Origin of the sequence: Pseudanabaena biceps PCC 7429, from assembly GCF_000332215.1 — a bacterium.
In the GTDB taxonomy this organism is placed as follows: domain Bacteria; phylum Cyanobacteriota; class Cyanobacteriia; order Pseudanabaenales; family Pseudanabaenaceae; genus Pseudanabaena; species Pseudanabaena biceps.
The window spans coordinates 1-18,935 of sequence record NZ_ALWB01000027.1 but is presented as its reverse complement, the minus strand read 5'-3'; the positions used below and the strand labels follow the sequence as shown (position 1 = coordinate 18,935).

Genomic DNA, 18,935 nt, shown 5'->3' with positions numbered 1-18,935 from the left:
ATTATTGAATCTACACAAGTAATCTACACAAGTAATCTACACAATTGAGAAATTAAGAAATTGTGGCGATCGCAGGCTTTAGCTTGGTAACTACTTCAGTAGGTAGAGGGATATATCCCAATTCACCACTAAGTTTTTGACCTTCGGTCAAAGCCCAATCCAACATGGCTTTAATTGCTTCAGCCTTGGTAGGATCGTCATACTTCTTATAAAGCAGCAACCAAGTATAGGAAACGATTGGATAAGCTCCATCACCCTTAGGATCTGGTTCAAAAGCGATCAAGTTAGCTGGCAACTCAATGACAGCAAGGGACTTAGAACCACTTTCAGGATCGGCTTTGATATACTTACCAGCTTTATTCTCAATAGTCGCAAAAGAGATTTTGTTTTGTACTGCATAGCCGTACTCGATATAACCAATCGCCCCAGCAGTTTGTTGGATTGCGGCGGCAACGCCTTCGTTACCCTTCGCACCAGTACCTGTGGGCCATTGAACCGATTTGCCTTCTCCAGGACCTGCTTTCCAATCAGCGCTCACAGCACTCAAGTGCTTCGTAAATACGCCAGTAGTTCCACTTCCATCGGAACGAGATACAACGGATATGGCAGTATCAGGGAGTTTAACACCATCATTTAACTTGGCGATCGCAGGATCATTCCACTTGGTGATTTTGCCCAAGAAGATATTGCTGTAAACTTCACGGCTAAGTTTTACTTCCTTAACATCTGGAAGATTGTAAGCAATCACAATACTGCCAGCAGCAACGGGGACTAATACCGCACCCTTGGTAACTTTCGCAATCTCGTCATCTTTCATAGCAGTATCGCTTGCGCCGAAATCAACCGTGCCAGCAATAAACTGCTTTACACCTGCGCCACTACCAACGGACTGATAGCCAATTTGAACGTTGGAATATTTTTTGTTGAATTCAGAAAACCAACGTTGATACAAAGGAGCGGGGAAAGAAGCTCCAGCGCCGCTGAGAGATATGCTCTTACCGCCAGCTATCTGTGCTGTAGCAGGTGCTGATGCCGATGCAGTTGGCTTGCTAGTTCCGCTTGCCGCAGGTGTTGTGGGTGCAGGTGTTGGCTCTGGCGAGGTGCAAGATGCCAATGCAAAGCCAACGCCACCCAATGATAGATAGATTGCCTTACGGCGAGATAGTTTCAAGCTAGGACGCATAGTGATGATGTTATGAAACGTTGTAATAGTTCTAAGAAAGTTAACTCAAAAGGTTCTAAAACACTTCATAGTTAGCCATTAAATATTGCTCTGAGTAAAACCATAAATTGATTAGCTACATAGCAATCATCTTTAAACCATATTAAAACTTAACAGCTAGCAACTAAACCAAGGTTTCAATGAGCAAACAGAATCAATATACAACCAGAAGGTAAAGATAAGGTTAAGAGCAAAAACTGAGTCCGAATATTAGCGATCGCCACTTAAAATGGTAGCCCTTCAGTATAGAATTACTGGTATTGACCAATCCTTTATTTCTAGCCTAAGGCTTTGTCCCATAAGGTTTACAAGCAATTCAGAAAAATATGTAATCGAAAAAAAAGCTAGACTGGATATACTTCGGTGCTATATACTCTGGCAAAGTGCAACATCAATTTCTAATATAATTCTGCAATTATTTATTTTAGGATTAATGATTCCATATGTTATTATGCCTCCATTTATTTGATAGAATGAATATAGAACCATAGCAACCGAACTGTGTAGAGAATCTATCCTAGAGATAACAAGAACTTCTTTTTATAATTCAATTAAGATTCAATTAATTTTGATTTAAGAGAATATAACAATAAAATTTTTTTGTCTGAATGTATTTACAGTAACAGCTATTGCTGTAATGCTTAGGACTATATGGATTGAATGTCAAATCTAAGCATCTTAAATCTATACAAGAACTGATTCTGTATATATCCGAGATGCAAATCAAGATGTACATACTTCGGAACAGCTATCGAAGGCACAACATTAGAATCACGAGAATCACGATTTTGAGCCTTGGAAATCTCAAACTTAAAACCTTCACAAGTGAACATGAATTTAAATCCTATGGAAAACACAATTATTAATGCTGATAATGTTTCGGTATATTACGGTTCTAATCTTGCTGTTTCTGGAGTTAACTTAGCGATTAACACTAATCAAATTACAGCCTTCATCGGTCCTTCAGGCTGCGGAAAAAGTACAGTCTTACGTTGTTTCAATCGTTTAAATGATTTAATTGCTGGAGCAAAAGTAAAAGGTAAGATTACCTTCGGTAGTCACGATCTTTACGATCCCAAGATCGATCCCGTAGCTGTACGCCGTCGGATTGGTATGGTATTTCAGCGTCCTAACCCATTTCCAAAATCTATTTACGAAAATATTGCCTTTGGTCCTCGGATTAATGGATACAAAGGAAGCAAGAGTGATATGGACGATCTTGTAGAACGTTCACTTAAGCAAGCGGCGATTTGGGATGAAGTCAAGGATAAACTCAAAGAAAGTGGTTTAGCGCTTTCAGGGGGACAACAACAAAGACTATGTATTGCGCGGGCGATCGCTACTGAGCCAGAAGTTATTTTGATGGATGAACCCTGCTCGGCACTCGACCCTATTTCGACTCTGAGAATTGAGGAGTTGATGACAGAACTCAAACAGCGCTTTACAATTGTAATTGTGACTCACAATATGCAACAAGCCTCACGGGTATCTGACATCACAGGATTCTTCAATACCGAACTAAGCGAAACAGGTCGACGTACGGGCAAGCTAGTCGAGATCGATCGCACTTCCGTAATTTTCAGTAGCCCAAGACAAACTGCAACTGAAGAGTACATTAGCGGTAGATTTGGTTAAACCAATTACCAAGAGATAAATCTAGCAAAGATTTATCTCTTGATAAGTATGGGCGGCGCTTCGCGCTAACCAAACCCAAAATATTTTTGCCGCGCTCGACGCGGCAAAAATATTTTGGGTTTTAATTTTGTCCTAACAAGACTGGCAGCTATACATATAATACCAAGTTAAGAAATGGCTATGCCATTTCTTAACTTGAAAACCCTTACTAAGTTTAGTTTTTATAGCTATAGTCAGTGGCTCAATAGGTGTTTCGGGGAGGTGAAAGAAAGGAAGAATTTGATAATATTGTAGCGAAATGTAAAAGCCGCGATCACTATGCTGAGTGTGAACTTAACCCATCTAATCGATGACGAAAAATGTTACGAAACAGTGCGTCAGATGCGATGGACAACAGGAATATACTGTCCCACATGTAAAAGCTCAGAGGTGATAAAGCGAGGCAAAGATGAAACGCAGCCAGCTCGTCAACGATACCAGTGTAAAACTTGCAACAAAAACTTTGACGATCTAACCGACACAATATTCGCAGGACACCATCAACCTTTACGGATGTGGATATTGTGTCTGTACTTGATGGGATTAAACCTCTCGAATCGACAAATTGCCCAAGAACTAGATCTAGACAAGGATGTAGTGCAGGATATGACCACTCAATTGCGAGAAGGTATTGACCAAAGCAAGCCTGAAGTAAACTTATCTGGGGCAGTCGAGTGCGATGAGGTATATGTGACGGCAGGACACAAAGGTAAACCCGAAGAAGTTAAAAAAAAGGGCGCAAAGGAAGACGTAATCGGCTCAAAGGGATTCGGGGGCGGGGGACGCTTGAAAAAGAAAAGCCACCCATCTTCGGCATGATTCAGCGTGGTGGTGAGGTGGTAATTCGGATGTTAGAAAATGTGCAACAGCGCACTATTGAGCCTCTGATTAAAGCAACGATTGCTTTGGGTACTATGGTTTACACTGACGAATATGCTATCTACAATCCTTTCCAAGATTGGGGCTATGCACACAAAACTGTTTGTCATGGTGTGGGAGAATATGCAAGAGATGAAGATGGTGATGGCTTTTGTGAAGTTCATGTCAATACAATGGAAGGCTTTTGGTCGCTTTTGCGCTCTTGGTTAAGACCTCATCGTGGTATTTCTCAAGAAAAGTTGCCTGTATATTTGAGTTTCTTTGAGTTTGTTCATAATGCTAAGAGAAGGGGTAAAGCTTTGCTCACTGCTTTGCTTCAATCTCTACTTGCATCACCTCCCCGAAACACCTATTGAGCCATCAGCAAAGTGATAAAAAGTTGCTACAACAAAGCGATCGGGGGTCTCTAAATATTTTGCCAGAGACTTCTCCATCACAAAGTTGGTAAGTTTTTCCCCACGACAAGCAACTTGTTGCTCCTTCACCACCTTAAAGCCACGACTTTTAAAAAATGCCCTCGCGGTAATGCTTACTTCCACAAATAAGCGATCAATTTTTAATTCCAGAGCCTTGGCTTCAATGGCTCGATATAAGCGCGTTCCCACCCCACAGCGCTGATAGTCCTTATGACAAAAGAAGCAATCGATATGACCATTAGTTTCTAGCTGGGCAAAGCCAATAATTTCGCCCTCTTCTTCCGTAACATAGGTAAAGTTATTACTACAATCTTCTGTCCAGTTGGTGAAATACAAGTCATCGGGAGCCCAAGCCTTGACCTGTTCAGGTGAATAATCGCGAATATTCACCTCGCGCACAGTATCATGGAACAACTGCGCGATGCGATCGCTATCTTGCTTTTGAAACAATCGAATTAACATTGCTTTAAATCGTATAGCTTTAAATCATATAATGCTTGGCGCTTTTCCTCCTAAACCAATAAAAACATGCTATTACAGGGACAAAAAATCACGCTCACCATTGACGATCTTGCTGATAGCGGCGATGGGGTGGGGCGTTACGAAAATATCGCGATCTTCGTTCCTAATAGCGTGCCAGGCGATCGCCTTCAGGTCAAACTAGAATTCGTCAAGAAAAACTTTGCCAATGCCAGCATTGAAAAAATCCTTACGCCATCAAGCGATCGCGTTCGTCCTAGCTGCATTGTTGCCGATAAGTGTGGTGGCTGCCAATGGCAAGCAGTTAGCTATCCAGCTCAGCTAAGAACCAAGCAAAATATCGTCCTGCAAGCATTGCAGAGAATTGGGGGATTTAGCCCCGAAATGCTGACCGATCTAATTTCCCCAATCGTTGGCGCAAAGGATAGCCTCCACTATCGCAACAAGGTTACTTATCCTCTCGCAACGGGTAAGGATGGCAATCTCAAGGCTGGATATTACCAAAAAGGAAGCCATCGGATTGTCAATCTCAATCAATGTCCCGCCCAAGATGAACGGCTCGATCCAATGCTTGCCGAGCTAAAAATGGATATTCACAATCAATGTTGGGAAATCTATGACGAGAATACGCATACTGGATTACTGCGGCATCTCGGACTGCGGATTGGCAGATCGACAGGAGAGATTCTAATTACTTTAGTAACAAGAGATTGGCAGGTTCCCAACTTAAGCGTATTTGCTCAAACTTGGTTGGAGCGCTATGACAAGGTAGTTGGCGTGATCCTCAATTGCAATCCCGATAAGACCAATGCCATTTTTGGACGCGAAAGCCGCTGCATTGCAGGAAAAGATTATCTATTGGAGAAGTTTGCAGGATTAACCTTCCGTTTGCGTGGGGATACCTTCTTTCAGGTCTATACCGAGCAAGCCGAACAAATGTTAAAAATCATTGAAGCAGAACTTAATTTAGAAGGAACGGAAGTTCTCTTAGATGCCTATGCTGGCATTGGCACGATTGCCTTACCATTAGCGGAACAAGTCAAACAGGCGATCGCGATCGAAATCCAGCCACAGGCGACGGCTCAGGGCAAGCTTAATGCCGAGCTCAATGGCATTGACAATGTAGTTTTTCATACTGGCAAAGTCGAAGAACTGATTGGCACTCTCAATTTACATCCCGATATTGTGATTCTCGATCCGCCGCGTAAAGGATGCGAACCCGAAGTAATTACATTTCTCCGTGAAAATGCCCCCGATCGCCTTGTGTATGTCAGTTGCAATCCTGCAACTCAGGCGAGAGATCTCAAGCTCCTATGCGAAGGCGATCGCTATCAAATTACCCGCATTCAACCGATCGATTTCTTCCCCCAAACATCCCATGTAGAAGCGATCGCCTTTCTCACTAAATTGTAAATAATACCAATTCACGAAAGTGTGACAACACTTTTGTGAATTAAAAAACAAACCCAGTAAGGTTTTTCAAAGCTCAAAATGGCTACGCCATTTTGAGCTTTGGTATTAAACCCCAAAAGAAGGTTGCCGCGCGGAGCGCGGCAACCTTCTTTTGGCGATAAAAAAAGCGATGCTTTGCATCGCTTTTTTTGGATTTAATTGGGATTTAAATTTTATCTAGGCTTTATTAGAAGCATCGACTTCCGCAAAAGTTTTATAACATTTCTCAGAATCATAAATGTGACAGCGATCGCCAATATCCTTCATCAATTCCCATGAGAACTTAGTTTTGTACATATATTTCCCCCAATTCTCATCAAGAGATTTATGAGCCAAACGCAAGTTGTAAGCAGGAATACCCGTAGAAACATGGTGAGGTACATGCACGTTAATATCATGACACAACCATTCAACCCAAACTGGATAATCGCAATGCACGGTTCCCGTAAGTTGATCGGTTGCTGCGTGCCATTTATCCTTTTCCTTGAATTGGATATCAGGCATCGTGTGGTGAACGATTGTAAAGGTACTCATCCAGAAATGATAGACCAACCAAGGCATTACGAAGTAACTAACAAACCCCATTAAGCCAGTGGTATAGATCAGAACTGGGAAGACAATTAAAGCAAAAGCGATGACCAAGCGATAGGAAAACTTAACCTGCTTTTGTTGGCGTTCAGGGTAGAGACTGGCATCGAAGTGTAGGTTAGCCCAATGTAAAATCGAACCAATCCACCAAAATCGCGTACGAATCATCCGATAAACGTTAGAAATTAGCCCCTTGCCCTGTTCATATTCGGCAACGGTGAAAGGATACCAAGCATTATCTTCACCCATTTTATTGGTATGCAGGTGATGGTGATCATGCTTGAATCTCCAGCCGTGAAAAGGGAAAATCAATGGCAAGAAAGCAATATGTCCTACGAGATCGTTAACCCAAATCTTGTTAGAAAAAGAACGATGTCCGCAGTCATGACCAATTACAAAAAAGCCAGTTAAGGCTGTCCCCGTTAAAATCCATGCAAAGGGCAACAAGTACCAAGGCGAGAAAGTAATACTGGCATAGCCTAAGGCAGCGGCTGCTACAGAAAATAAAACGCTCAGCCATGCTCTGAGAGGTTTCTTCTCAAAGCATTCAGCAGGAATAGTTTTAATAATGTCGCGGAGTGTAGTCTCAGGGGTAAGGGTATGGGAGGAGTTTTGTATGGCAACCACTACTGAGCACTCCCTACGGTGGTCAGGCGTTGACTACTCAAGCTTTGCAATTGCTGTAAAAGAATATCGATATCTGATTGCAATTCCGCTAGTTCGGCTTGAACTTCCTCGGAATATAACTTTTTAGAGGTGACGCTCAATGTAGAAATTTCTTTTGATGGGGCTTCAGTTTGTTTGCTCATACTTCCTTTAAAACGCTTTTAAAACGTTGCGATCACACCACAAAATATTTTATGTCTCAGATTCTATCTTATGTTACATGTATTTTTATGTACCATAAACATATCTAATGAGTAATTATACGGATTGAGGTGGGATAAACTGTCGTTTAACACACAGACAATTGTACAAATTGACTTGTTCCCAAGTCCAGCACCCAAAGGTTTTATATGGGTAAAACCTCTGAGTTTTCCTGATTGTTTAGAATGAAAATCAAAAAAACTGTGGCGCACGCGCAGCGTGCGCCACAGTTTTTTTGATTGATACCTAAATACTCCTAAATACTAAGTATAAGTACGCTTAGTGATGTACTTAACGTCAGTTCAAGTTAAGTTGGCAAATTTTAAAAGCCCAAAAGTAAAAGCCTTGCTACGCAAGGCTTTTACTTTTGAGCTTTAAGAAAGGATTTGCATAGCAAACCCTTTCTTAAAGCTCGTTTTATCCGTTACTTAGTATTTAGTGCCAATGGGGGTATCAGCAAATAAAATAGGGGCGATCGCTGCTGCTGAGCCCAATCGATCGTCAAGGTATTCTTCAAGGCTGTAATACTGATCTATGCGATCGCATAGCCCTGCGGGACTCAGGCTTTGAATATTGTGACTGATGATATAGCTCTGAGCCGCAGAGCCACGGAAAGCGGCAAAAGCTTCTTGGCAATAGGCTTGTTTTGATTCCTTCGCAGCCGATCGCCAGTCGCTACCATGCATATTTCCACTCAAAATCGGCTGACCATTAGCGGGAATCACGGGACGACGTTCGGCGGCGATCGCCTCTGGCGCTGTCAAAAAAATGACAATTGAGGAAAGAATAACCAGCAATCCTGCCAGAATCTGAAATTTAGAAAGTCGATCCATAATTAACTCCTCCGTGACTCCATAATTTTCTCAAAGCTTAGACAAAAATCGTTAAGGTTTGATAACATTTACTAATTAATCGCTCTAAACATATCAAAATAGTAGTCGCAATATAATTGAATAGGTTGTATTGTCGAATTTCTAGGGTTTTTTAAGCTTCTTTTGTCATTGCCAATTGCAATAGTGTCGTTGAACTTAGGTAGTTTATGACACAGAAAAACTCAACTCTCCTTGATTTATCAAATTCACTATATTTCCCAGCCTGCCAAATGTCCGAACACTATCTAAATCATCCTACTTTTGGCTTGCTATCTCGCTTATGTAGGGTGGATGATTTTCGTAGTTTGTTTACCACACTCTACGCCCAAAGGTTATTTTTCCTTATTACAACTAGTCCTGATGGTATTCAGTTTGAGCCTGTCTCCCGTGCTGATGCCAAGCTTATGGTCGAAACTCAAATGAGATCGCTCCGTCGTGGTGGTTCTGATCTCGATCAAAAAAATTTACAACATATATATAAGCGAACCTTTTTTCAATGACCTCGCGTATTTCTCTCAAGGCTGCGGCAAAAATTAATCTCTATCTAGAGATTACGGGAAATCGCCCCGATGGTTATCACGATCTGGTGATGATCCTGCAAAGCATCGACCTCTGCGATCGCGTTGATATTTGCAAAACTTCTACCGACGAGATTCAGATACTTTGTACGAATCCTGAAGTACCTTGCGATCGGAGCAATCTCGCCTACAAAGCCGCAGCCCTCCTCCAACATAATTTCCCAGAAGTGGGAGGAATGGAAATCGCGATCAATAAGCAAATTCCTATGGGGGCAGGTTTAGCTGGGGGATCGGGCAATGCCGCTTCCGTGTTGGTGGGAATCGATCGCCTCTGGGAACTGGGACTAACTCAGTCCCAGCTTTGTGATTTTGCAGCAATGTTAGGTTCTGATATCCCCTTTTGCGTGTCTGGAGGTACGGCTCTTGCAACAGGTCGTGGCGAAGTCCTTTCTCCATTGCCCGATCTCACGGATCTAGTTTTAGTCATTTGTAAGCCCCGAAGCATTGCGATCGCCACAGCTTGGGCATATCAAACTTTTCGTTCGCAAGGTTTACTCGCTACCAGTCCAGTTAAAAACCAAAATCTATCGAGCCAATTGGTAGCCGCGATCGCCTCGGGTGGGGATTCGGCTCCTAGCAAGTTGGGGCGGTTGCTCTATAACGATCTCGAACGAGTGGTTTTGCCTGAATATCCAGCTATCTCCGAACTTAAAAACAGGCTACTCGAACAGGAATGTCTTGGGGCAATGATGTCAGGTTCGGGATCGACAGTCTTCGCGATCGCTGCCGATCTAGATCGCGCTCAGAAGATTGCAGAAGCAGTAAGAACCGATAATATTGATGTATGGGTCGTTAAAAGCTTAGTTAGATCGATTTTTGATGCTTAACCTTGATGAGTGGCAACGCAAAGTACTGCCACTCATCTTTTGGGCTTGATGTCCTAAACACAACTTATACCAATTCCCAAAATGGCAATGCCATTTTGGGGATCTCAAAACCTTACTGGGGTTGTTTTTTAATTCACGAAAGTATCGTTACACTTTCGTGAATTGGTATTATACCAATTCACAAAATGGCGTAGCCATTTTGTGATTTTAAAACCCTTACTGGGTTTGGTTTTCAATTCCCAAAAGTGTAGCCACACTTTTGGGAATTGGTATTACTGATTTACACAGAGCAAAAGGAAATCCCATGACAACATTATTTGAAAAACTTGGTGGTGCTGCCGCAGTCGATCTAGCGGTCGATCGCTTCTATGAAAGGGTGCTACAAGACGATCGCATTAAGCATTTCTTTGCCAATACAGATATGAAGAAACAGCGATCGCACCAAAAAGCTTTTCTGACCTATGCCTTTGGTGGCACTGATAAATACGATGGTCAATTAATGCGTCAAGCTCACAAAGAGTTAGTCGAAAAGCAAGGTTTAAATGGCGATCACTTTGATGCCGTGGCGGAGGATTTAATTCTTACCCTCAGAGAAATGGGAGTATCCGACGAACTTATCGACGAGGTCGCCGCAGTAGCGGCAGCTCCCCAGCGTAAAAAAGATGTATTAAATGGCTAAATATATCTAATACCAAGTTAAGAAATGGCGTAGCCATTTCTTAACTTGGTATAACTCAAGCATTGCTACTCCCTTCCCACCGACATCAAAAAACAATAATTAACGTCAGTTCGGGTTAAGCTGGCAAATTTTAAAAGCCCAAAATTAAAAGCCTTGCTAAGCAAGGCTTTTAATTTTGGGCTTTGAGAAAGGGTTTGCGTAGCAAACCCTTTCTCTAAGCCCGTTTCAAATTATCCCGAACTCATGTTAATAATCTAAAGAGCATAACGCCCGCTTAGTGGGCGTTATGCTCTTTAGATTTTACCAATTTATATTTGCCGAAGCATTAATCACGATTGGATGCAGCCATCGAAATAGTACAACCGTAATTGCGACTCCAACATAGGCAGGACGGATAAATTCCTTAAGGACTAGTTGCTGGCGACCTTGAGCGATCGCTAAGAATGGCATTACCGAAGTACGTTCTTTGAGGGCTAGAAATTCATCCCCATAGCGCTTAAATAAACGCCGATCTCCATGCCAAACTGCGAATGAGTGATAGCTCACCAAGGCGATCGCTGTCGTCAGGGCAAAGGATGTCCCCAGCCAAAGAGTATGGGCAATACACCAAAGTGTCATGCCAATGAGTTGCGGATGACGGCTAATCCGCGTGATCCCTGTTTCAAATAGATGGACTTGGGGTTTTTGAATCGCGGCAACTTCTCCCAAATTAAAGGTGGCAGGATAGAGAAAAATAAAAGCGATCGCCGAAAGCGCCAGCACGAATTCATGCAGCCCCGTAATTCCCCGAAAATCCCATAACTGCAACCCATCATAACGATGGTTGAAATAAAAAATGAACAGTATCACCGCTAGAGGAATGCTAGTCAGTGCAAATAGTACTCGATACAACCTCGCTCCTATGCGTTCTTCTGCCCTAATGCGTAAAGCTGCTAAGCCGCTATGGGCGATCGCAAAAATTAAAATCAAGCCCAACATGACAAAGTGGGAAAAATATTGAGAGAAAAAGGGTGATAAATAGCTGGAGAAGAAGACATTAAGAGAGGTCATATTAAAACTAATGAATTGGGGGAGGATTGCTAATGAGGCGAAGTAATCTCTTCCCTAGTTTATCCATACTTGAGCTTGAATCGTAAAATGATCAGATTTAACAAAAGTGTGATGCCATTAGCCATATAGATGGGTGCAGCATCGACCAATAACCCATAGATAAGCCAGAGGGTGATGCCCAAAATAAAAGTAACCAGCATTGGTAAGGAAATATCTTTAGTTGATCGCGATCGCCAAACTTGGACGACTTGGGGCAAAAAGGCAAAGGTCGTTAGGGATGCAGCGATAAATCCAAGGAGATTGGTGAAGTGCATAGTTTCGAGAAGTAGGATAATTTAGTGATGCTTGAGATAGCCTAGACATCGCTCAACAGAATTAAAACATATGCAACAGCGAATTATTGGCATCACAGGAGGTATTGCCACGGGCAAGACTAAGGTTTCTGATTATTTGCGCGATACCTATGGATTACCAATTCTGGATGCCGATCTCTATGCTCGTAATGCTTTAGTTGGCGATCGCTTACTAAAGCTACAGGAACGCTATGGGAAATTAGTCTTCGACGATCACGGCAATATTGATCGCCGCAAGTTAGGAGCGATCGTTTTTGATAGCGCTAGCGAGTTGCAATGGCTCGAAGGATTAATCCATCCCTACGTAAGGGAATGCTTAATTTCTGAAGCAAAATGTCGAGAACCATCTACGGTCGTAATGGTAATCCCCCTGTTATTTGAAGCCCATATGGAAAATCTGGTAACAGAGACTTGGGCGATAGCTTGCGATCCCCAGCAACAATTGCAGCGACTCATGAGCCGCAGTCATTTATCAGAAACTGAAGCAATTCAAAGAATCGCCAGTCAAATGTCTCAGTCTGAAAAAATTGAACTTGCCGATGTGGTAATTACAAATTCTGCTAATACTGAAGATCTGTTTTTACAAGTCGATCTCGCCTTGCTTAACTCGCCAATGGGTATATATAGCCGTCAAGCGTAACCCTAACGTCAGTTCGGGTTACGCTTGGCAAATTTCCAAAGCCCAAAAGTAAAAGCCTTGCTAAGCAAGGCTTTTACTTTTGGGCTTTGAGAAAGGGATGGCGTAGCCATCCCTTTCTCAAAGCCCGTTTCAAATTATCCCGAACTCACATTGATCGCAAATTATCGCAAATTATTGCAAATTTATGAGTAGGTACGGAGAACGCGACAACATCGGACGCATAGGTATTGCGATTGGTTCGGTATAATCAGGCTTGACTTAAGAGTAAGTAACATTTAGTAGCATTAAGGAGCTTTGCGCGATATGCAAGAGCAGGGAACGATCAGCATTCATACCGAGAATATCTTTCCCATTATCAAGAAGGCTTTATATTCAGAACGAGATATCTTCTTGCGGGAATTGATTTCTAATGCCGTAGATGCCATTAGCAAGCTCAAGATGGTGTCCTACGCTGGCGAAACAAGTCATTCAGCCGAGCCTGAAATTACCGTGACGATTGACAAGGATAAAAAGACCTTAGCGATCGCCGATACAGGGATTGGGATGACCGCCGATGAAGTTAAAAAATATATTAACCAAGTTGCCTTTTCTAGCGCTCAGGAGTTTGCCACTAAGTATGCGAGTAGCGGCACGGGCGATCAACAGATCATTGGTAATTTTGGTTTGGGCTTCTACTCGTCATTTATGGTGGCAAGTAATGTCGAGATTGATACTCGTTCCTACAAGGATGGTGCTGATGCTGTGCATTGGGCTTGTGATGGCTCGACCACCTTTACCCTTGATGATAGCGATCGCGCAACCGTCGGCACGACGATTACGTTAACTTTGCAAGAAGACGCTGAGGAATATCTCGAAGAAGCCTCGATCAAGCGTATGATCCGCAACTATTGCGACTTTATGCCCGTACCCATCAAGTTAAATGATGAGGTCATTAATAAGCAGACGGCTTTATGGGATAAATCCCCCAAGTCCGTCACTAAGGACGAATATTTAGAATTCTATCGCTATCTCTATCCTTATCAAGACGATCCTCTGTTCTGGATTCATCTCAATACCGATTATCCCTTTGTGATTAAAGGAATTCTGTATTTCCCTAAGATGAAGGCTGACATCGATCCTAATCGCGGACAGATCAAGCTATTTTGCAATCATGTTTTCGTCAGTGACAATTGCGATGATGTGATCCCGAAGTTTTTGATGCCATTGCGCGGAGCGATCGATAGTACAGATATTCCTCTAAATGTCTCTCGAAGCTTTTTACAGGGAGATCCCAAGGTTCGGAAGATTCAAGAATTTATTGCTAAAAAAGTAGGCGATCGCTTGACCTCTCTCTATAGTGAGTCTCGCGAAGAATTTTTGAAGTGCTGGCAAGATATCAGCATCTTCATGAAATTTGGCTCCATGAATAGTGATAAGTTTTATCAGCAAGTTAAGGAAATCTTGGTATATGCGACCACCAGCGAAGATGAAGCAGTCAAGAGCGAAAGTGGTAACTACACGACCTTGCAAGCCTATCTAGAGCGCAATAAGGAAAAACACGAAAATCAAGTGTTTTATACCTCCGATCCGATCGCTCAAGGGACCTATGTCGAACTACATAAAAACCAAGGTTTAGAAGTACTAACCTTTGACGCATTTATCGATAGTCACTTCATCAACTTCCTCGAACGGGAATTTAAAGACATCAAGTTTGCCCGTGTCGATGCGGAGATCGATGATCGCCTCGTTGATAAGGATTCAAAAACAGAAGTTGTTGATCCCAAAACTAATAAAACCAAGAGCGACCATCTTCAAGATATTTTCCGCGATGCTTTGAATAAGCCCAAATTGGTGATTCGCACTGAGGCGATTAAGGCTGAGGATGCTGCTTCGGCTCCACCCGCAATTATTCTGTTACCAGAGTCTGCTCGTCGGATGCAGGAAATGATGGCTCTCATGCAACAGGGCACTGTCAGCTTCCCTGAGGATCATGTCCTGTTGGTCAATACAGCCCATCCTCTCATGGAAAAGCTGATCGAGCTTGATAGCAGCCAAATTATTGGTGGTGTCAAGTCTGAATCGGCAGACTTGGCTAACTTGATTTGTACCCATGTCTACGACCTTGCTCTGATGGCACAGAAGAGTTTTGATGCTGACAGCATGAAGGGCTTTCTGCAACGTTCTAACCAATTGCTGACTAAATTGACTAGCAAAATCTAAATCTATAGCTGCCGCCAGTCTTACTAGGAAAAATCAAAAGCCAAAAGAGGGTTGCCGCGCTCCGCGCGGCAACCCTCTTTTGGGGTTTAATTTTGTCCTAACAAGCCTGGCTGCAGCTATAAATTTATAATAGAAATTTCTGTTATAAAGCTCTGTTATAAATCTCTGGGTTTTATATATTCCCTTGATGTGGTACGGTCATACCTGATTGCATCGGCAAAAATGTAAAATGTCGCAAACTTTCAACTTAAATATCGATCGCATAACCCTATGGAATGGCATATTACGGACGCACAAAGCTTAGCAACAATTGACAGTGAAATTGGCGAGCATTCTTTCTCCCCCTCCGAATATGAGATTGTGCGTCAAGTAATTTATGCCACCGCAGATTTTGAATATAAGGAGCTGGTCAGGTTTTCGGAACATGCGTTACAGGCTGGTAGTACTGCTCTCGCTACCCGTACTACCATCATTGTCGATGTGCCAATGGTTCAAGCTGGGATATTTCCTAAAATCTGCGATACCTTTGCTAATCCAATCTATTGCGCAGTTGAAGCAATCACTCGTCCCCAAAAGGGTAAAACTCAAGCGGCTTGGGGAATTGAAACTTTAGCAAGACGCTACCCTGAAGCTATTTTTGTGATTGGTGAATCCCAAACGGCATTAGCGACTTTAGTGGATTTGATCGAACTAGAGGATGTAAAGCCCACTCTGGTGATTGGTACTCCTGCTGGCTTTATCGATACCGATGTGATCAAGTCACGCTTGAATGATTCACTAATTCCGCATATTCGAGTAGATGGGCGCAAGGGAAGTGCGATCGCGGCGGTAACTATATTTAACGCCTTGGTGAATTTGGCATGGTTAGCCTATGGTAATAAATAAGGAATGACATACCGCAAAAAGATGAATGGCGGCGCGAAGCGCCGCCATTCATCTTTTTGCGGTATATGCCTGTGCAAAATAAATTACCAAAACCCATAAAGTTGCGCCCCTACGGGGCGCAACTTTATGGGTTTTGGTTTGTAAATTATGCCTAGCTACTTACGTTCTAAGCAAAACCTAAATCGCTATAGAGCTAATTCCAAATAATGCCAGTTAAATTAGCTTCCCTAGTTTGCATCCCTTCGGTAACTGTATCGGCAAACTTCGATTTACTCAGATTGGCTTTGTAGAAATTCACGCGCGTGAGATCGGAACCTTGGAGGTTGGCACTGGTCAGATCGGCTTCGCTCAAATCGGCATCGCATAGACTTGCTCCATACAAACTCGCAAAGGTTAGATCAACCTCACATAGCATGGCTTTGTTGAGATTTGCCCCATTTAAGCTCGCTCGACTGAGATCGGCTCGCTGCAACATACTTTCATTGAGACTTGCACCAAAGAGTCTGGCATCCCTGAGAATTGCTTCACTGAGATCAGCCCGATTGAGCTTGGCTTTGCCCATATTGGCTCCTGTCAGCTTAGCGCGAGGTAATTTCGCCTTATTTAAAATTGCCCCGTACAAATTCGCTCCGTATAGTCTTGCGTCACTGAGATTGGCTTCACTGAGATCGGTTTCTCCCAAATCAGAACCACTAAAGTTAGCACTAACGAGATTGGAACGATATAATTTTGCTCTATTGAGATCTGCGCCATTGAGTTTACTATTGCTTAAGTTCGCTCCATAAAGACTGGATTCACTAAGGTTTGCACCACTTAGATCGGCATTACTTAAGTCAATTCCATTCATATCAGTCTTACTCAGATTGACTCCTGCAAAGTTGCGCCGCCCTGATTGGTAGCTATTAATTAGCTCGCTGATTTCCATTGTTTTACACCATTTTTTCAGTAATAAGATATAATACCAATTTACAAAAGTGTGATCACACTTTTGTGAATTAAAAAACAAACCCAGTAAGGTTTTGAGATTCCCAAAATAGCAACGCCATTTTGGGAATTGGTATAAAAGCCTAGGGCCCTATCTTATTCTTTGTTTTCGTCCATTTCTGCTTCCATTGCTTCTAAAATTTCTTGTTCTTGAGTAATGAAATCTGCTTCGCTGATATCGCCAAGATCGAATTTTAGTTGTAAAGTGGTGAGTCGCTTTTGCAAGTTCTCAGTTTTTTCTAACTCGGTGGTTGCTCTTTCTTCGATTTGTTCTGCGATCCAGACTAGTCCATCGAGGGGTGCGGTCAGTAGTTGCCATATCATTGAAAAATGTACTCCTTAAATTCTTATCACAGCCGAGTATGTCGTGATTCGTAAGGCAGGCTCTAAAACCTATTCTTCTTAAACCTATGTTAAGTGTTGCCTATAAATATGCCTATCAATATGGGATTCATCCCCTATTGTTTTCCTTTGAGCCTGAAACAGCTCATCATTTAGCGATCGCTACTTGTCGTCGGATAAGTGATTCATCAATAATGCAAGCGATCGCAAAGTCTCTCTTTTACTATAGCGATTCTCGGCTGTCACAAGAACTATGGAACTTAAAATTTGATAATCCCGTGGGTTTAGCGGCCGGGTTTGATAAAAATGCGGAAGCGATCGGGGCTTGGGAAAATTTAGGATTTGGCTTTGCGGAGGTAGGTACAATTACGGCTAAGGGGCAGTCGGGAAACCCATTGCCAAGATTATTTCGCTTACCCCGCGATCGCGCCGTTCTCAATCGCATGGGCTTTAATAATCGTGGTGCAGCCGCTACGGCGATCGATCTCAAAAATTATTTAGCAAATCATCGGCTCGGCATTCCCCTCGGCATTAACCTTGGTAAATCCAAAGTTACGGAACTTGCTGAGGCAAAGTTTGACTATGCCGAAAGTTTGCGATCGCTCTACGAGTTTGGCGATTACTTTGTGGTCAATGTGAGTTCCCCGAATACGCCCAATCTGCGGGATTTGCAAGCTACTGAGCAGTTATGTGGGATTCTTGCCGAGTTAAAGCCCATTAATACCGTAAATAAGCCAATTCTAGTAAAAATTGCCCCTGACTTGAATGATGCGGACATTATCGCAGTGGTTAAGGCGAGTCAATCCTATGGTGTAGCAGGAATAGTCGCTACCAATACCACGATTTCGCGCCAGAATCTAACGACTACTCATTTAGCAATTACAGGTAAACTCGTTACCGAGGAGGCAGGCGGTATCAGCGGTCAACCCGTACGCGATCGCTCCTTGGCAGTCATTAACTTGATCTGGCAAACTACCAATGGCAGTTTGCCGATTGTTGGTGTGGGGGGCATTTTCACGGCGGAAGATGCTTGGCAAAAAATTACGGCGGGTGCTTCGCTCGTGCAGATTTATACAGGCTTAATTTATGAGGGACCTTTGGTCGTCAAACAGATTTTGCAAGGCTTAGTGACGAAGCTTGATGCCCATGGTTTGGATAATATTCAACAAGCGATCGGTTTAGCGCATAAATAGCATAAATAAAGGAGCATAAATAAAGGAGCATAAATAAAGGAAAGGGGCTTAAGCCCCTTTCCTTTATTTATGCGATCGCAATATTTCGTCTTTCGCGATCGGCGATCTAAAAATTATTTCTATCAAAAAGAGACGCATTGCGTCTCTTTTTGATTAATTTGAACGTAACTGTTCTAATTCAGAACGCAAACTTGCTAGCTGTTGCGTGAGTTCTTCGATCTCATCGCGCATACTCGCCTTGACCTTTTGATCGGACTTTTCAGGAGCGCTATCATCGACAGTTTTCGCAGTAGTTGTCACTGTAGTTAAGCCTGTTGCGTCTGAATTGTCGGTAGGCTTACCACTAACCTGCTGTGAGATAAAACTATCAACATAGCTCCGAGCCTCTGCTTCCGTCGTCACACCTTTTTCAGCAAGAGTTTGAGTTATTTCATCTAAACTCCGTCCCAACATTTTGAGATTCTCTTCACGTTTAATGGGATCTTGGATTACCTCAATTAACGATGATGTTGCACCTAATGTGACGTAGTAGCCTTTTTGCACCAGCTTTTCTAAATCGATAGTATCCATAAAACTCCTGCAAATGTGTAGTTTTGTAATACATTCTAATCGATATTTTTGGGGTTATACCAATTCCCAAAATGGCAACGCCATTTTGGGAATCTCAAAACCTTACGGGATTTATAGCTATAGTCAGTAATGTTAGGGCAAAAATCAAACCCAATAGAGAGTGGCGGCGCGAAGCGCCGCCACTC

General features: G+C 42.7%; 19 protein-coding genes and 1 pseudogene. 10 read left to right on the top strand and 10 right to left on the bottom strand.

All coding sequences use genetic code 11. The features are described from left to right. Positions 1–52: 52 nt before the first annotated feature. Positions 53–1,183 carry a phosphate ABC transporter substrate-binding protein PstS gene (gene pstS, locus PSE7429_RS05095; RefSeq protein WP_009626004.1) on the bottom strand — a complete coding sequence of 377 codons (1,131 nt, stop codon included), beginning with the start codon at positions 1,181–1,183 and terminating at the stop codon, positions 53–55. 885 nt (positions 1,184–2,068) lie between these two features. Between pstS and pstB the strand changes: the two genes are divergently transcribed. After that, positions 2,069–2,857: a phosphate ABC transporter ATP-binding protein PstB gene (pstB, locus tag PSE7429_RS05085; protein ID WP_009626002.1), complete on the top strand. Its 789-nt coding sequence runs from the start codon at positions 2,069–2,071 to the stop codon at positions 2,855–2,857. A 318-nt stretch (positions 2,858–3,175) separates the two neighbouring features. Beyond that, positions 3,176–4,131, top strand: a pseudogene (locus tag PSE7429_RS27875) (IS1595 family transposase). Here PSE7429_RS27875 and PSE7429_RS05070 read toward each other — a convergent pair. After that, a complete protein-coding gene (locus PSE7429_RS05070; RefSeq protein WP_009625999.1) occupies positions 4,108–4,653 on the bottom strand; it encodes a GNAT family N-acetyltransferase in 546 nt (181 codons plus the stop codon). The pseudogene PSE7429_RS27875 and the gene PSE7429_RS05070 sit on opposite strands and share 24 nt — an antisense overlap. A 66-nt stretch (positions 4,654–4,719) precedes the next feature. Here PSE7429_RS05070 and rlmD point away from each other — a divergent pair, with 66 nt between their 5' ends. Further along, complete coding sequence (rlmD, locus tag PSE7429_RS05065; RefSeq protein ID WP_009625998.1) at positions 4,720–6,084, top strand: 23S rRNA (uracil(1939)-C(5))-methyltransferase RlmD; 1,365 nt, start codon at positions 4,720–4,722, stop codon at positions 6,082–6,084. 216 nt (positions 6,085–6,300) lie between these two features. Here the strand turns inward: rlmD and PSE7429_RS05060 are convergent, their stop codons facing one another. The 3 genes from PSE7429_RS05060 to PSE7429_RS05050 all read right to left on the bottom strand — a co-directional run bounded on the left by PSE7429_RS05060 (position 6,301) and on the right by PSE7429_RS05050 (position 8,411). Next, positions 6,301–7,338, bottom strand: coding sequence for a fatty acid desaturase (locus PSE7429_RS05060; protein ID WP_009625997.1), 1,038 nt, complete (start codon positions 7,336–7,338; stop codon positions 6,301–6,303). Continuing rightward, a complete protein-coding gene (locus tag PSE7429_RS05055; RefSeq protein WP_009625996.1) occupies positions 7,338–7,520 on the bottom strand; it encodes a hypothetical protein in 183 nt (60 codons plus the stop codon). Before PSE7429_RS05055 ends, PSE7429_RS05060 begins: the two co-directional genes overlap by 1 nt. 486 nt (positions 7,521–8,006) lie before the next feature. Continuing rightward, positions 8,007–8,411, bottom strand: coding sequence for a hypothetical protein (locus tag PSE7429_RS05050; RefSeq protein ID WP_009625995.1), 405 nt, complete (start codon positions 8,409–8,411; stop codon positions 8,007–8,009). A gap of 269 nt (positions 8,412–8,680) precedes the next feature. Between PSE7429_RS05050 and pipX the strand changes: the two genes are divergently transcribed. The 3 genes from pipX (at position 8,681) to PSE7429_RS05035 (ending at position 10,534) form a co-directional block, all read left to right on the top strand. Continuing rightward, a complete protein-coding gene (gene pipX / locus PSE7429_RS05045; RefSeq protein WP_009625994.1) occupies positions 8,681–8,950 on the top strand; it encodes a transcriptional coactivator PipX in 270 nt (89 codons plus the stop codon). Further along, a complete protein-coding gene (ispE, locus tag PSE7429_RS05040) occupies positions 8,947–9,855 on the top strand; it encodes a 4-(cytidine 5'-diphospho)-2-C-methyl-D-erythritol kinase (RefSeq protein ID WP_009625993.1) in 909 nt (302 codons plus the stop codon). Before pipX ends, ispE begins: the two co-directional genes overlap by 4 nt. A 304-nt stretch (positions 9,856–10,159) precedes the next feature. Further along, positions 10,160–10,534 carry a group I truncated hemoglobin gene (locus PSE7429_RS05035; protein ID WP_009625992.1) on the top strand — a complete coding sequence of 125 codons (375 nt, stop codon included), beginning with the start codon at positions 10,160–10,162 and terminating at the stop codon, positions 10,532–10,534. Positions 10,535–10,834: 300 nt separating this feature from the next. Here the strand turns inward: PSE7429_RS05035 and PSE7429_RS05030 are convergent, their stop codons facing one another. Both PSE7429_RS05030 and PSE7429_RS05025 read right to left on the bottom strand, forming a co-directional pair. Beyond that, positions 10,835–11,584, bottom strand: a complete 750-nt coding sequence (locus PSE7429_RS05030; RefSeq protein WP_267878973.1) for an NnrU family protein — start codon at positions 11,582–11,584, stop codon at positions 10,835–10,837. A 59-nt stretch (positions 11,585–11,643) separates the two neighbouring features. Further along, complete coding sequence (locus PSE7429_RS05025) at positions 11,644–11,898, bottom strand: SemiSWEET transporter (protein WP_009625990.1); 255 nt, start codon at positions 11,896–11,898, stop codon at positions 11,644–11,646. A 70-nt stretch (positions 11,899–11,968) separates the two neighbouring features. On the opposite strand from PSE7429_RS05025, the gene coaE reads away from it, so the two are divergent. The 3 genes from coaE to PSE7429_RS05010 all read left to right on the top strand — a co-directional run bounded on the left by coaE (position 11,969) and on the right by PSE7429_RS05010 (position 15,661). Next, entirely contained in the window at positions 11,969–12,577 is a 609-nt protein-coding gene (gene coaE, locus PSE7429_RS05020) for a dephospho-CoA kinase (RefSeq protein WP_009625989.1), read from the top strand. A gap of 303 nt (positions 12,578–12,880) precedes the next feature. Further along, the gene (gene htpG, locus PSE7429_RS05015; RefSeq protein WP_009625988.1) at positions 12,881–14,776 is read left to right on the top strand and encodes a molecular chaperone HtpG; all 1,896 of its coding nucleotides are present in this window, start codon (positions 12,881–12,883) and stop codon (positions 14,774–14,776) included. Between the two features lie 270 nt (positions 14,777–15,046). Beyond that, positions 15,047–15,661 carry a precorrin-8X methylmutase gene (locus tag PSE7429_RS05010; RefSeq protein ID WP_009625987.1) on the top strand — a complete coding sequence of 205 codons (615 nt, stop codon included), beginning with the start codon at positions 15,047–15,049 and terminating at the stop codon, positions 15,659–15,661. A 193-nt stretch (positions 15,662–15,854) separates the two neighbouring features. Here PSE7429_RS05010 and PSE7429_RS05005 read toward each other — a convergent pair whose 3' ends face one another. Both PSE7429_RS05005 and PSE7429_RS05000 read right to left on the bottom strand, forming a co-directional pair. Continuing rightward, positions 15,855–16,586 (bottom strand): pentapeptide repeat-containing protein, encoded by a 732-nt coding sequence (locus tag PSE7429_RS05005; RefSeq protein ID WP_009625986.1) that lies wholly within the window; start codon positions 16,584–16,586, stop codon positions 15,855–15,857. A gap of 155 nt (positions 16,587–16,741) precedes the next feature. Continuing rightward, a complete protein-coding gene (locus PSE7429_RS05000) occupies positions 16,742–16,969 on the bottom strand; it encodes a gas vesicle protein GvpG (protein ID WP_009625985.1) in 228 nt (75 codons plus the stop codon). 86 nt (positions 16,970–17,055) lie between these two features. Between PSE7429_RS05000 and PSE7429_RS04995 the strand changes: the two genes are divergently transcribed. Continuing rightward, positions 17,056–18,180: a quinone-dependent dihydroorotate dehydrogenase gene (locus tag PSE7429_RS04995; protein ID WP_009625984.1), complete on the top strand. Its 1,125-nt coding sequence runs from the start codon at positions 17,056–17,058 to the stop codon at positions 18,178–18,180. Positions 18,181–18,333: 153 nt separating this feature from the next. On the opposite strand, the gene PSE7429_RS04990 is transcribed toward PSE7429_RS04995, so the two are convergent. Next, positions 18,334–18,750 (bottom strand): hypothetical protein, encoded by a 417-nt coding sequence (locus tag PSE7429_RS04990; RefSeq protein ID WP_009625983.1) that lies wholly within the window; start codon positions 18,748–18,750, stop codon positions 18,334–18,336. Positions 18,751–18,935 lie beyond the last annotated feature (185 nt).

Coding starts and splice junctions, on each gene's coding strand:
- pstS (WP_009626004.1), bottom strand. CDS start 1,183: ATGCGTCCTAGCTTGAAACTATCTCGCCGTAAGGCAATCTATCTATCA.
- pstB (WP_009626002.1), top strand. CDS start 2,069: ATGGAAAACACAATTATTAATGCTGATAATGTTTCGGTATATTACGGT.
- PSE7429_RS05070 (WP_009625999.1), bottom strand. CDS start 4,653: ATGTTAATTCGATTGTTTCAAAAGCAAGATAGCGATCGCATCGCGCAG.
- rlmD (WP_009625998.1), top strand. CDS start 4,720: ATGCTATTACAGGGACAAAAAATCACGCTCACCATTGACGATCTTGCT.
- PSE7429_RS05055 (WP_009625996.1), bottom strand. CDS start 7,520: ATGAGCAAACAAACTGAAGCCCCATCAAAAGAAATTTCTACATTGAGC.
- PSE7429_RS05050 (WP_009625995.1), bottom strand. CDS start 8,411: ATGGATCGACTTTCTAAATTTCAGATTCTGGCAGGATTGCTGGTTATT.
- pipX (WP_009625994.1), top strand. CDS start 8,681: ATGTCCGAACACTATCTAAATCATCCTACTTTTGGCTTGCTATCTCGC.
- ispE (WP_009625993.1), top strand. CDS start 8,947: ATGACCTCGCGTATTTCTCTCAAGGCTGCGGCAAAAATTAATCTCTAT.
- PSE7429_RS05035 (WP_009625992.1), top strand. CDS start 10,160: ATGACAACATTATTTGAAAAACTTGGTGGTGCTGCCGCAGTCGATCTA.
- PSE7429_RS05030 (WP_267878973.1), bottom strand. CDS start 11,584: ATGACCTCTCTTAATGTCTTCTTCTCCAGCTATTTATCACCCTTTTTC.
- PSE7429_RS05025 (WP_009625990.1), bottom strand. CDS start 11,898: ATGCACTTCACCAATCTCCTTGGATTTATCGCTGCATCCCTAACGACC.
- coaE (WP_009625989.1), top strand. CDS start 11,969: ATGCAACAGCGAATTATTGGCATCACAGGAGGTATTGCCACGGGCAAG.
- htpG (WP_009625988.1), top strand. CDS start 12,881: ATGCAAGAGCAGGGAACGATCAGCATTCATACCGAGAATATCTTTCCC.
- PSE7429_RS05010 (WP_009625987.1), top strand. CDS start 15,047: ATGGAATGGCATATTACGGACGCACAAAGCTTAGCAACAATTGACAGT.
- PSE7429_RS05005 (WP_009625986.1), bottom strand. CDS start 16,586: ATGGAAATCAGCGAGCTAATTAATAGCTACCAATCAGGGCGGCGCAAC.
- PSE7429_RS05000 (WP_009625985.1), bottom strand. CDS start 16,969: ATGATATGGCAACTACTGACCGCACCCCTCGATGGACTAGTCTGGATC.
- PSE7429_RS04995 (WP_009625984.1), top strand. CDS start 17,056: ATGTTAAGTGTTGCCTATAAATATGCCTATCAATATGGGATTCATCCC.
- PSE7429_RS04990 (WP_009625983.1), bottom strand. CDS start 18,750: ATGGATACTATCGATTTAGAAAAGCTGGTGCAAAAAGGCTACTACGTC.